General features: G+C 59.6%; 13 protein-coding genes. 9 read left to right on the top strand and 4 right to left on the bottom strand.

All coding sequences use genetic code 11. The annotated features are described in order from the left end of the window. Positions 1–29 precede the first annotated feature (29 nt). Both DJ564_RS13125 and DJ564_RS13120 read right to left on the bottom strand, forming a co-directional pair. Positions 30–245: a DUF4287 domain-containing protein gene (locus DJ564_RS13125; protein ID WP_109629835.1), complete on the bottom strand. Its 216-nt coding sequence runs from the start codon at positions 243–245 to the stop codon at positions 30–32. 158 nt (positions 246–403) lie between these two features. Continuing rightward, on the bottom strand, positions 404–1318 hold the full coding sequence (locus tag DJ564_RS13120) for a tetratricopeptide repeat protein (protein WP_256597499.1): 915 nt from the start codon (positions 1316–1318) through the stop codon (positions 404–406). A gap of 202 nt (positions 1319–1520) precedes the next feature. Here DJ564_RS13120 and DJ564_RS13115 point away from each other — a divergent pair, with 202 nt between their 5' ends. Beyond that, positions 1521–1919, top strand: coding sequence for a carbohydrate-binding module family 20 domain-containing protein (locus DJ564_RS13115; RefSeq protein ID WP_178082297.1), 399 nt, complete (start codon positions 1521–1523; stop codon positions 1917–1919). Between the two features lie 209 nt (positions 1920–2128). On the opposite strand, the gene DJ564_RS13110 is transcribed toward DJ564_RS13115, so the two are convergent. Then, positions 2129–3013 (bottom strand): LysR family transcriptional regulator, encoded by an 885-nt coding sequence (locus DJ564_RS13110; RefSeq protein WP_109629829.1) that lies wholly within the window; start codon positions 3011–3013, stop codon positions 2129–2131. Positions 3014–3146: 133 nt separating this feature from the next. Here DJ564_RS13110 and DJ564_RS13105 point away from each other — a divergent pair, with 133 nt between their 5' ends. The 3 genes from DJ564_RS13105 (at position 3147) to lldD (ending at position 7970) form a co-directional block, all read left to right on the top strand. Next, a complete protein-coding gene (locus tag DJ564_RS13105) occupies positions 3147–4808 on the top strand; it encodes a GMC family oxidoreductase (RefSeq protein ID WP_109629825.1) in 1662 nt (553 codons plus the stop codon). Positions 4809–4950: 142 nt separating this feature from the next. Next, positions 4951–6573: an MFS transporter gene (locus tag DJ564_RS13100; RefSeq protein WP_109629822.1), complete on the top strand. Its 1623-nt coding sequence runs from the start codon at positions 4951–4953 to the stop codon at positions 6571–6573. A 254-nt stretch (positions 6574–6827) separates the two neighbouring features. Beyond that, the gene (gene lldD, locus DJ564_RS13095; RefSeq protein ID WP_109629819.1) at positions 6828–7970 is read left to right on the top strand and encodes an FMN-dependent L-lactate dehydrogenase LldD; all 1143 of its coding nucleotides are present in this window, start codon (positions 6828–6830) and stop codon (positions 7968–7970) included. A 222-nt stretch (positions 7971–8192) separates the two neighbouring features. Here the strand turns inward: lldD and DJ564_RS13090 are convergent, their stop codons facing one another. Continuing rightward, on the bottom strand, positions 8193–8558 hold the full coding sequence (locus DJ564_RS13090; protein ID WP_109629816.1) for a DUF427 domain-containing protein: 366 nt from the start codon (positions 8556–8558) through the stop codon (positions 8193–8195). A gap of 295 nt (positions 8559–8853) precedes the next feature. Here DJ564_RS13090 and DJ564_RS13085 point away from each other — a divergent pair, with 295 nt between their 5' ends. The 5 genes from DJ564_RS13085 (at position 8854) to DJ564_RS13070 (ending at position 12949) form a co-directional block, all read left to right on the top strand. Beyond that, the gene (locus DJ564_RS13085) at positions 8854–10803 is read left to right on the top strand and encodes a DNA topoisomerase III (RefSeq protein WP_109629813.1); all 1950 of its coding nucleotides are present in this window, start codon (positions 8854–8856) and stop codon (positions 10801–10803) included. 115 nt (positions 10804–10918) lie between these two features. Further along, entirely contained in the window at positions 10919–11548 is a 630-nt protein-coding gene (locus DJ564_RS13080; RefSeq protein ID WP_109629810.1) for a glutathione S-transferase family protein, read from the top strand. A gap of 49 nt (positions 11549–11597) precedes the next feature. After that, positions 11598–12101 carry a GNAT family N-acetyltransferase gene (locus tag DJ564_RS13075; RefSeq protein WP_109629806.1) on the top strand — a complete coding sequence of 168 codons (504 nt, stop codon included), beginning with the start codon at positions 11598–11600 and terminating at the stop codon, positions 12099–12101. Between the two features lie 145 nt (positions 12102–12246). Beyond that, positions 12247–12459, top strand: a complete 213-nt coding sequence (locus tag DJ564_RS31995; RefSeq protein ID WP_162556200.1) for a hypothetical protein — start codon at positions 12247–12249, stop codon at positions 12457–12459. A 160-nt stretch (positions 12460–12619) separates the two neighbouring features. Further along, entirely contained in the window at positions 12620–12949 is a 330-nt protein-coding gene (locus DJ564_RS13070) for a hypothetical protein (protein WP_109636020.1), read from the top strand.

Raw genomic sequence — 12949 nt, 5'->3', positions numbered from 1 at the left:
TACAACTTAGCCAGCCGTTAACAGCTGCCTCACTTTTTAGCACTCGCCAAATAATGCGCCACCAACGCATTGGCATGGCCATGCCCCATACCGTGCTCATCCTTCAGCCAAGCCACCATTTCCATATGCTTCTTGCCACTCACTGTCCCAAGCAGATCCAGCCAATGGCTGATCGGCTGGCCGTACTTTTTCTCGATGGACGGGAAGTACGACGCCGGGCCTTTCACTTTTGTCTCTTCGCTCATGTTGCAAGCTCCCTGTTTCGCGACGGAGTGTCGGATAACGCTCCTTGTCGTCACGCCTAAGATTGGACGCCAAGTGCAATTCCGGCAACCACCCTGCCCCGCCTTCACTCGACCCGCCTCGTCATTGCGAGTAACTCAGCGGTGTTGGCTGGAGCCTGTCACTTCAACTCTCCATTAAGGGTACCAATCGCCTTATAAGTCTTCTGGCTCGGGGGCATTATTGGATCGGCGGGGAATCGATAGTCGCTGAAGCCCTGCATTACCTTTTGGTCGATTGCTCTATTACCCGAACTTTCCAGCAACGAGATCGCAGGAACCACCGACCCCGGCGTATATACCAGCTGTACTTGCACACGTTTGCTGGCAGGCACCGGCGTGTGCTCCGCCGCCAGGGTCTCCTTGATGGCCTCGCTCTTCTTTCTGACGCCGTCCTGCACGCGGCTGGCGAAGACGTAGTTGTAGCGCTGCTGCTGTTCAGTCGTCAGGGGCAGCCCTTTGGCGCGCATCCGTGCCACACCTTCCCATGAGGCGCTGTCGATGACTCCGGCGGAATTCAAGTAATGCTTCAGCGCACCTTGGAAGTCCTGGGGGCCACCTATGCCGTACTCCATGAACTCAGCCAGTTTGACTTCATTGTCGGGAGCCCCGGGTTTGGCGACGGCACGCTGATAAAACTGTCGGGCCTCAACCAGGTTGGGCGGCCCGCCAATGCCTTTTTCCGCCATGCGGCCGAGTTCGCCATAGGCCCTCGGATCGGCGTCGGCCAAGGACTGATAGATAGCCTTGGCTTTCGGTATGTCCTGGGGCACACCATGGCCATTCTCGTAAAGACTGCCGAGGATCGATCTGCATAAGCTATCGCCGCTTTTGCTAAGTTCCTGGATATAGGCGGCCTCCAGCGCGTTGGTGGACTCATGACCCCAGTAACCAAAGCAACGCAAGCCGGGGGAAACTTTATTGTCCAGACCGCTTGGAAGGAGGATGGATTGGCATCCTGCAATGAGAGCAGTGAACGCCAGTAAAGCAACAGCCTTGTTCATGAACTGCATCCGTTGAAATCGTTTGAACTTCATCGGCCTTCATGCAGAAAAAATGAGTCACTGCCCACGAATTGAACTCCAGAAGACGGTGCAGTCCAGTGGGGACAAGCCCTTGGTTGATAAGCAAAGAGGGAAGCTATCGCGAAGTGCTCTAACGAACTGTCAGTTCTTACAGGTCATTTTTAGTTTGGTCGGGGATACGCTGCGTTCATTGGAGTGAATTGAGGTGTTCATCATGTTTCGCAATCGTTACCTGTTGCCATTGGGCCTTTGCTTGTTGGCGATGCTGCCGATGCTCCGCGAGGCCCAAGGTGGCGTGTGGGCGCCCTTAACAGACGAAGTGAACTTTCAGTGCGACAACGGCATCACGGCGCAGGGCTACAGCGTCTATGTTGTCGGCAACCATCCGAAGTTAGGGGACTGGGATCCGGCCAAGGCCGTGAAGCTCGGTCCTGTTGCGTACCCTACCTGGACCGGCAGGGTAGAGTTCCCAGGCGCGGACGACGGCAAAGATGTGGAATGGAAGTGTATTGTGCGCAACGAGACGATCCCGACCGACGTGCAGAAGTGGCAGGGCAATCCCAACAACATTGTTAAGTTGGCTTTCAGGACAACGAGTATCGGCAGACTCTGAGGCGTGAGTGAGCAATTGGGAAAATGTATCTGGCACTCTCCCACCCGTGGCGAGGGAGCTTGCTCCCGCTGGACTGCGCAGCAGTCCCCTGTGTTTTCGGGAGAGACGGGGCCGCTGCGCGACCCAGCGGGAGCAAGCTCCCTCGCCACAGGGGTTGTGTTGGTTGCTTCGTTGCTTGGCTGATCAGAGTGTTGTGATGGGCTGCCTGGCTATCCCATCAACAACCCCTGCTCCGCCTCACACAACTCCACTACGTAATCCCACATCACCCGCAATCTCACCGACTTGTGCAACTCCCGCCGCGTGCTGATCCAGTAGCTGCGCTCAATGCTCTCATCCGGAAACAGCGGCACCAGCTCCGGGTCGGCGCTGGCCATGTAGCACGGCAGCACCGCGATCCCCAATCCCGAGCGCGCCGCTTGTTGCTGGGCGATGACGCTGGTGCTGTGGAACACCACCTGCGGGTTGCGGCAGAAGCTGTTGAGGAACATCAATTCCTGGCTGAACAGCAAATCGTCGACGTAGCCGATCCACGCGTGCCGGCCGAGGTCTTCGCGGCTGTGCAGCGGGGGCGCCTTGTCGAGGTAGGCCTGGCTGGCGTAGAGCGCCAGGCGATAGTCGGTGAGTTTGCGCGTGACCAGCATGTCGGCGGCCGGGCGTTCGAGGTGGATGCTGATCTCGGCTTCGCGGTTGAGGATGCTGACGAAGCGCGGCACCGCCACCAGTTCCACTTCCAGTCCGGGGTAGCGTTCGAACAGGCCGTTCATGCGGCTGGCGAGGAACATGATGCCCAGCCCTTCGGTGACGCCGACGCGGATTTTGCCCAGTGGCGCGGTGGACTGGGTGATTTCCTCTTGCGCCAGCAACGCGACGTTTTCCATGGCTTCGGCGTGTTTGAGCAGCGCTTCGCCGGCCGGGGTCAGTTCGTAGCCCTGGGCGTGCTGGACAAACAGCGCGGTGCCGAGGCTCTTTTCGATGGCCTCGATGTGCCGGGCGACGGTGGCGTGCGTGGTGTTCAAACGGCGGGCGGCGGTGAGCAAACGCCCGCTGCGCTGCAATTCGAGAAAAAACCGCAGGTCATTCCAGTCGAACATGAGTCGTCCTTGGGTCTACGCTGGGTGAGGTGCTGTCTAAAAACGCACAGCGGCTGCGCAAAAACTAACATTCTTTTGACGAAAGCTAACAACTAGGATGACCGACAACAAGAACAACAATACGAGGTCAGGGATGCAGACTTCCCTTGATGAATTCGACTACATCGTGGTCGGCGCCGGGCCGGCCGGGTGTTTGCTGGCCAATCGGCTGTCGGCCAACCCGCAACACCGCGTATTGCTGCTCGAAGCCGGCGGCCGCGATAACTATGCGTGGATTCACATCCCCGTGGGTTACCTGTTCTGCATCGGCAACCCGCGCACCGACTGGTGCTTCAAGACCGAAGCGCAACCCGGCCTGCAAGGTCGCGCCTTGAGTTACCCGCGCGGCAAAGTGCTGGGCGGCTGCTCCTCGATCAACGGCATGATCTACATGCGCGGCCAGGCCGGCGACTATGACAGCTGGGCCGCCGATGGCAATCCGGGCTGGAGCTGGAACGACGTCCTGCCGCTGTTCAAGAAAAGTGAAAACCATTTTGCCGGCGACTCGGAATTTCACGGCGCCGCCGGGGAATGGCGGATCGAGCGTCAACGGCTGTCGTGGCCGATTCTGGACGCGTTCCGCAGCGCCGCCGCGCAAGCCGGCATTGCCAGCATCGATGACTTCAACCAGGGCGATAACGAAGGCTGCGGCTATTTCCAGGTCAATCAGAAGGCCGGGATTCGCTGGAACGCGGCCAAGGCGTTTCTCAAACCGATCCGTAACCGCGTCAATCTCACCGTGCTGACCGACGTCGAAGTGGACCGCGTGCTGCTGGAAAACGGCCGGGCTTCGGCGGTCAGTACGCGTTATCAAGGTCAGGCGAAAACCTTTAAGGCACGCAAGGAAATTGTGTTGTGCGCAGGCTCCGTCGGCTCGCCGAGCATCCTGCAACGCTCCGGGATCGGCCCTCGCCCGCTGCTTGAAAAACTGGGCATCGGCGTGGCCCATGAGCTGCCCGGGGTGGGCGGTAGTTTGCAGGATCACCTGCAACTGCGGCTGATCTACAAACTGGAAAATGCGCGCACGTTGAACCAGATCGCCGGCAGCGTGTGGGGCAAGATGGGCATGGGCCTACGTTATCTGTATGACCGCAGCGGCCCGCTGTCGATGGCGCCGAGTCAGCTCGGGGCGTTTGCCCGGTCGGGGCCGGAGCAGACGTCGGCCAATCTTGAATACCACGTGCAGCCGTTGTCGCTGGAGCGGTTTGGCGAGCCGTTGCATGCGTTTCCTGCTTTTACGGCGTCGGTTTGCGATCTGAGGCCGCAGAGTCGCGGGCGCGTGGAAATTCGTTCCACTGATCCGCAGGAAGCGCCGTTGATTCAACCCAATTATTTGAGCCATCCGGAGGATTTGCGGGTTGCGGCTGATGCTATTCGCCTGACCCGGCGCATCGTCGCCGCCCCTGCCCTGCAAGCGTTCAAACCTATTGAGTATTTGCCCGGCGACAGCTTGCAGACGGAAGAAGAACTGCACGAAGCCGCGGCGCGGATTGGCACGACGATTTTCCATCCGGTGGGCACCTGCCGCATGGGCAATGATGGGGATGCGGTGGTGGATGCCGAGCTTCGCGTTCATGGGATTCCCGGTCTGCGCGTTGCTGATGCTTCGATCATGCCCCGCATCACCTCGGGCAATACCTGTTCGCCTACGTTGATGATTGCCGAAAAGGCTGCGCAACTGATCCTCAACCCTGCAGTACACACCGAACCTGTGGGAGCGGGCTTGCCCGCGGAAGCGGTGGATCTTCAACATTGATGTGCACTGACACTCCGCCATCGCGGGCAAGCCCGCTCCCACAGGGGATCGCATCAGATTTACGGACGTAGAAAATTACCCGCTGCAAGGAACACGCAACACCAGTGGAACAACAAAAACAATCACTGTGAGGGATACCGATATGTCAGAACATGTTCAGCCGCTGGACGCCACGCTCAGCGTCGACACCAGCCCCGACACCCGCAAGGTCATCTTCGCGTCGTCGCTCGGGACGGTTTTCGAGTGGTACGACTTTTTTCTCTATGGCGCCCTCGCGGCGGTAATCAGCAAGCAGTTTTTCGCCGGGGTCAACGACACCACGGCGTTTATCTTTGCGCTGATGGCGTTTGCCGCCGGTTTCATCGTGCGGCCATTCGGTGCGCTGGTGTTTGGGCGATTGGGGGACATGATCGGGCGTAAATACACGTTCCTCGCGACCATCGTCCTCATGGGCCTGGCGACCTTCTGCGTCGGGTTACTACCGACCTACGCCAGCATCGGCATCGCCGCGCCGATCATCCTCGTGGTGCTGCGCATGCTCCAGGGCCTGGCCCTGGGCGGTGAGTACGGCGGTGCTGCGACGTACGTCGCGGAACACGCGCCGATGGGTAAACGTGGTTTCCACACCAGCTGGATTCAGTCCACCGCGACCCTCGGGTTGCTGCTGTCGCTGCTGGTGGTGCTCGGCTGCCGTTACTTCACCGGTGACCAGTTTGAAGTCTGGGGCTGGCGGATTCCGTTTCTGTTTTCCATCGTGCTGCTGGGCATCTCGACCTGGATTCGCTTGAGCCTGCACGAGTCGCCGGCCTTCGTGAAAATGAAAGAGGAAGGCAAGCTTTGCAAGTCGCCGCTGCGCGATTCCTTCGGTAAATGGGAAAACCTCAAAGTCGTTCTGATTGCCCTGTTCAGCATCAACGCCGGGCAAGCCGTGACCTTCTATGCGGCGCAGTTCTACGTGCTGTTTTTCCTCACCCAGTTCCTGAAGATGGACCCGGCCCTGGCCAACAGCCTGCTGATTGTCAGCGTGATCATCGGCGCGCCGTTCTTCATCTTTTTTGGCTGGCTGTCGGACAAGGTCGGGCGCAAACCGGTGTTGATGATCGGCTTGCTGCTGGCGACCGCGCTGTACTTCCCGATCTTCAAGTCCATCGCCCACTACGCCAACCCGGCCATTGACCAGGCCAGCCGTCAGGCACCGATCACCGTACTGGCCGACCCGGCCACCTGCACCTTCCAGTTCGACCCGGTGGGCAAGGCGAAATTTGACAGCCCGTGCGACAAGGTCAAAACCTTCCTGGTGAAACAGGGCCTGCCTTACAAGAGCGAAGCGGCCCCGGCCGGTAGCGCCGTGCAAGTCAGCGTCGGTGACGTGAAACTGGATGGCTTCGACGAAGCGGCCTTGCGTGGCGCGGTGACATTGGCGGGGTATCCGTCACAAGCCGATACGCAACAGGTCAACAAGCCGATGATCGTGGGGCTGATGGTGGTGCTGATCATTATTTCCGCCATGTGCTACGGCCCGCTGGCGGCGCTGATGGTCGAACTGTTTCCGACGCGCATCCGCTACACCTCGATGTCCCTGCCCTACCACATCGGCAACGGCTGGTTTGGCGGGTTCCTGCCGACCGTGTCCTTTGCGTTGGTGGTGTATACCGGGGACATCTTCTACGGGCTGTGGTACCCGGTGGTGATTACCGCCGTGAGTTTGGTGGTGGGGATGATTTGCCTGCGTGAGACGAAAAACGTGGATCTGGATACCAACTGATAGCGACCGTGAAATAACGCCCCGCGCTGCGGTGATACTGTTCACTCAAGCCCGGGGCGACACATTTGTGGCGAGGGGGCTTTTGTGGCGAGGGGATTTATCCCCGTTCGGCTGCGAAGCAGTCGTAAATCCAGACAACTCATTCAGTATGAAAGAACGCTGGGGCCGCTTCGCAGCCCAACGGGGATAAATCCCCTCACCACAGGTAAGCTCAACGGTCTCTACAGCCCCGACACTCACCAGACCGAGGCACCATGATCATTTCATCCGCATCCGACTACCGCGAGGCAGCACGCCGCAAACTCCCCCGTTTTCTGTTCGATTACATCGATGGCGGGGCTTATGCCGAGCACACGCTACGGGCCAACAGCGCCGACCTGACAGGCATCAGCCTGCGTCAACGCATTCTGAAAAACGTCGAAACCCTGAGCCTGGAAACCACCCTTTTCGATCAACCACTTTCAATGCCCGTCATATTGGCGCCGGTCGGCCTGACGGGCATGTTCGCCCGCCGAGGTGAAGTACAGGCGGTCAGAGCGGCAGAGAACAAAGGCATTCCCCTGTGCCTTTCAACGGTGTCGGTGTGTTCGATCGAGGAAGTCGCGGCGCAGAGCCAGCAATCCATCTGGTTTCAGTTGTACGTATTGAAAGACCGGGGCTTCATGAAAAACGCGCTGGAGCGCGCGAAGGCCGCCGGCGTGAAAAATCTGGTGTTTACCGTCGACATGCCTACCCCCGGCGCCCGCTACCGGGACGCGCATTCAGGCATGTCGGGGCCATTTGCGTCATCGCGGCGAATGCTTCAGGCCATGACCAAACCCGACTGGGCGTTCAACGTCGGCGTCATGGGCCGTCCGCACGACCTGGGCAACATCTCGAAGTACCTGGGCAAAGCCGTCACGCTCGAAGACTACATGGGCTGGCTGGCCAACAATTTCGACCCGTCGATCAGCTGGAGCGATCTGGAGTGGATTCGTGAATTCTGGAAAGGCCCGATGATCATCAAGGGCATCCTCGACCCTCAGGATGCCAAGGACGCGGTCAGTTTCGGCGCGGATGGCATTGTGGTGTCGAACCATGGCGGACGGCAGCTGGACGGCGTGCTCTCCACCACCAAGGCGTTGCCGCCGATCATGCAGGCGGTGGGCAATGATTTGACGGTGCTGGTCGACTCGGGCATCCGCTCGGGGCTGGATGTTGTGCGGATGCTGGCCATGGGCGCGAAAGGCGTATTGCTCGGGCGATCCATGGCCTATGCGCTGGCCGCCGATGGGCAACGCGGGGTGGAGAACATGCTGGATATTTTCGCCAAGGAAATGCGCGTGGCCATGACGCTGACCGGGGTAACTTCGATTGGTCAGATTGATGAATCGACGTTGGTGGGAGCTGTTCGCTGAGGGTGCGGGCAATGTCGTTTACTTAACGTTTGTGGCAAGGGGCCCTTGTGGCGAGGGGATTTATCCCCGTTCGGCTGCGAAGCAGTCGTAAATCCAGACAACTCGGTCGGTCTGAACGGACGCAGGGGGCCGCTTCGCAGCCCAACGGGGATAAATCCCCTCGCCACAGGTTTTGTGTTCGACAAGGATGGTTTGAGAGCACTGCGTTGCCGTCAATGCGGTTCACTCAACGTCTTTGAGCACCTCAAACGTGACCTGATCGGGATAGAACGCCACATACCCGCGAATCTGATCCACCGACACTTTGGGATTCTCATAGCGCCACACCGCATTAGCGCCCTCATGCCCCGGGATCTGCAAACTGTAATAAGTGGCATCACCCTTGTACGGGCAATAGCTCGTGTGGTCGGTCCGGGCGTAATACTCTTCGGCGATGTCCTCCCAGGGCACGTAATACACCGGAGGATAATTGGCCTCCAGCAGCACCAGCGCACGCGTCGACGCGGCCACTTGAATACCGTGAAACTTCACCAACAGGCAGCCCGGCTGCTCGGCGATGGTGATGACAGGACTGGGACCGGTGCTCATGGAATGCATTCCTCATGACGGTGATGGACCTGTGGGGCAAGATTTACGCCCCGCTCATGTAGCGAGGGAGCTTGCTCCCTCTCATCTGCGCAGCGGCCTCAGAATCTGAGACTGCGAAGTGTCAGGTATAACCCAAAATTCGCCGACACGACGGCTTCGCAGCCGAACGGGGTGTTTTGGCTGCCGCAAACAAACGCAACAGCTTTGCTGTACATCCATACAGATAATGATTGATCCATTGCTCATCACCGGCCATTCTGTGCGCCTCTTGCACACTTGATGAACGATGGTGGTTATGCAGCTGTACCTCTGTGAAAAACCTTCCCAGGCCAAAGACATCGCGGCGGTACTCGGCGCCAAGCGTCGGGGCGACGGTTGCTGGCTGGGGACGGACGTCACGGTGACCTGGTGCATCGGCCATCTGCTGGAAACCGCGCCGCCGGATGCCTACGACGCACGCTACAAGCGCTGGGTATTGGCGGACCTGCCGATCATTCCGGAAAAATGGAAGATGACGGTCAAACCGCGCACGGCCAGCCAGTACAAGGCGGTCAAACGCTTGCTCGGCGAGGCTGATGAACTGGTCATCGCCACCGACGCCGACCGTGAGGGCGAGATGATTGCCCGGGAGCTGGTGGAGCATTGCCGCTATCGCGGGCCGATCCGGCGACTGTGGCTGTCGGCGCTGGACGATGCGTCGATACGCAAGGCGCTGGCGGCGCTCAAGCCGGGGGCCGAGACGTTCAGCCTTTATCATTCGGCGCTGGGGCGTTCCCGGGCCGACTGGCTGATCGGGATGAACATGAGCCGCTTGTTCACGTTGCTGGGCCGGCAGTCCGGTTATCAGGGCGTGTTGCCGGTGGGCCGGGTGCAGACACCAACCTTGCGGCTGGTGGTGGATCGCGATCGCAGCATTGCCGATTTCGTGCCGGTCGCCTATTGGGCCATCGACGTGCAGTTGTTGCACGACGGCACGGCGTTCACCGCCCAGTGGCGTGCGGCCTCCGACGTCTGTGACGATCAGGATCGCTGCCTGAATCAGGCGCTGGCCCAGCAAGCGGCCGCCGCCATCAGCAGCGCGGCGAGCGCCCGGGTGATCAAGTTGCGCACCGAGCGGATGCGTGAAATCGCGCCCCTTCCGTTCGACCTGGGCACCTTGCAGGAAGTCTGTTCGAAGAAGCTCGGGCTCGGCGCCCAGGAAACCCTCGACATCGCCCAGGCGCTCTACGAAACCCACAAGGTCATCACCTACCCGCGCAGCGATTGCGGTTTCCTGCCGTTGAGCCAGCACAGCGAAGCCCCGGGCATTCTCGCCGCGCTCCGGCAGGCCGATCCGTCTCTTGACGCCTTGAACGATCACCTGGAGCCACAGCGCCGTTCACGGGCCTGGAACGATGCCAAGGTCACGGCTCACCACGGCATCATCCCCACGGCTGCCGCAAAGAATCTTGATCGACTGGTGGGCAAGCAACGAGCGGTCTACACGCTGATCCGTGCGCGTTATCTGGCGCAGTTCCTTCCCAACCATGAATACGACCGCACCCAGGCGGACTTCGATTGCGCCGGTGAAGCCTTGCGTGCCGTCGGCAAGCAGATCGTCGAGCCGGGCTGGAAACGCGCCCTGCCTGAAGCGCTCGCCCCGGCCAAGGGTCGCGAGGCACCGGCACCGCAAACCCTGCCGGCATTGGCCGAAGGGCGGGACTACGCGGTGGCCGACGTGAAGCTCAAGGACCTCTGGACGCAACCGCCCAAGCCATTCACCGAAGGCGACCTGATCAAGGCGATGAAGAACGTCGCCAAACTGGTGGAAGACCCGCTGCTCAAACAGAAGCTCAAGGACACCACCGGCATTGGCACCGAAGCGACTCGCGCCTCGATCATCCAGGGCCTGCTCGACCGCGGCTATCTGATCAAGAACGGCAAGGCCCTGGCCGCGACTCCGGCCGCCTTCAGCCTGATCGATGCGGTGCCGCGCGCGATTGCCGATCCCGGCACTACGGCGATCTGGGAACAGGCGCTGGACATGGTGCAGAGCGGCGAGATGAGTCTGGAAGAATTCGTCACCAAGCAGGCCGCGTGGATGAGCAAGCAGGTCGCCCGTTGCGCCGGCCTGAGCCTGACCATCAGCGGGCCGGCGAGCCCGGCCGGACGGGGTGCCACACCGTGGAAAAACAAACGAAAAACTGCCAAGCGCAAGCCAGCGACGGGCACCAAGCGCGCGGCGAAACCGACCAGCAAAGCGTGAGGGCACTTCGGATGGGCCGTGATGGTCTAGTGTTCTTCAAGCCCGGCGATGGCCCCCTTTTCTAAAAAGCAACGCAGCCTCGTTTCACTCGACAGCTGCTACAGGAATCTTGTTTATGATTATCGTGCACCACCTGAACAACTCCCGCTCCCAACGGATTCTCTGGCTGCTGGAAGAACTGGCCATTCCTTATGAGCTGAAACGCTATCAGCGTGACCCGAAAACTAATCTGGCCCCGCCGGAATTGAAAGCGATCAACGCCCTGGGCAAATCGCCGGTCATCGAAGATGGCGCGCAAAAGCTGATCGAATCCTCGGCCATCATTGACTACCTGATCCGCCGTCATGGCCAAGGCCGCCTGCAACCGGACCCGTCCACCGCCGCCTACGACGAATACGTCCAGTGGCTGCACTTCGCCGAAGGTTCGGCCATGCTGCCGCTGATGCTGAACCTGTACGTCGGGCGCCTGGGTGAGGCCGGTGCGCCGCTGCATCCGCGTATCAACTCGGAAGTGGCCAACTACCTCGGCTACCTCGACACGGCCTTGAGCCAGTCCGATTACCTGCTCGGTGACGAGTTCAGCGCCGCCGACATCCAGATGAGCTTTATCGGTGAGATTGCCCGCGCCCAGGGCAAGCTGGGCAACTACCCTCATGTAACGGCCTGGGTTGAACGCTTCCAGGCACGTCCTGCTTACGCGGCGGCGTTGAAGACGGGTGGCACGTACGACTTCGCGCCCCACTGAGTGATCCCGAAAGGGCCACGGACGGCCCGCATCTGGAGAGATGCCCAGCATGCCTTCGATTGAACTGCACGCCGCACACCGCGACGAACTGGAAACGATCGAAAACCTGATGCAGTTCTACATGCACGACTTCAGCGAGTTTCTACCGCTGAAACTCGGCGAGCACGGTTTCTTCGACATCCGATCCAACCAAGATTACTGGCGCAAGCCTGGGACCCAGCCATTTCTGGTCAAGGTGGGCGGTGAACTCGCCGGTTTCGTGACCGTGGACGACGACACGCATATCGACGGCGCCGAGCACAACATCGGCTACTTGTTTGTCAGTCGGCGCTTTCGTGGCCAAGGTGTCGCGAAGTTTGTCGTGTCTACCCTCTTGAGCCGGTTCCCCGGTCAATGGCAGATTTTCCACATCGACGCGAACCTGCCTGCACGGCGGTTCTGGGCCACGGTGATGCCTGAACTCGCGGACGATGGATTCACCCTGCATCAGCTGCCGGTAGACGGTTATCCTTGCACCTTCTACCGCTTCCAACACCCGCTGCCATCGTCCTGACTGGCACCTCGCGACTCCCGTTTTTAATTCCAAAGCGCTTTGTCCGACAATATGTAGTGACTGAAAATAATCACTACATAACGGTTGACGCCTCCGATTTGCCCTTGCATGATGCAGACATCTCCCCGATCGGGAGTAAGGCAACATGTTTGAGCAAGCTCGTCTGACCGCCGAGCTGTTTTTCCCGGATACACGCTGCCCACAAGGCAGATTGAAGAAGCTGACCTGGCCCGAACGTCCAGTACAAAGACGAGAAGCGCTGGCGATCAATCCTCATGAAGCTTGTGGCCGACCCTCAAAAGTCGGCGGTGGCCTCCAGGTTTTCGCTGCTTCTCTTCGTTGTGACGCTATTGCGTAGCAGTTATTCAACACGACTACATGCAACAGACGCGAGACCCCGTCGAATTGACGGCTGACCGCTGACGTCCTGGTTTCGGTGCCAGGGATCAACTAACCGATGGGCTACCTGTATTAGCGAATCAACTTTGAAAGATCACCAAATGGTCAAGGGGCATATTATGAATCTGAACAATCAACCTACTATCGATGAACTGGCTCGCATCTTCGCGGCGCAAAAAGACAGCCACGACAGCCACATTCTGTGGATCAGCAAATCGGGCCAGGTTCATATCGATTGCCTGTCGCCACACGCCCATGAAGCGGAGTTCGACCAGAACAACCAGAACCTGCTGGCCCGACTGAAGATGTACCGTCGCGGCCAAGGCTATGTCGGCAAGAAAGCCGCAGCCGACAAGGACTTCATCGGTCATGTTCTGCAAACGCTGAAACAGGCGTGGGCCTCGATGCAGAACCAGAACGAAGTTCGGGTGATTGACCGGTTCTACTGA

Origin of the sequence: Pseudomonas sp. 31-12, assembly GCF_003151075.1 — a bacterium.
Classification (GTDB): domain Bacteria; phylum Pseudomonadota; class Gammaproteobacteria; order Pseudomonadales; family Pseudomonadaceae; genus Aquipseudomonas.
The sequence above is the reverse complement of the archived record's forward strand: the minus strand, read 5'-3'. Positions and strand labels throughout refer to the sequence as shown.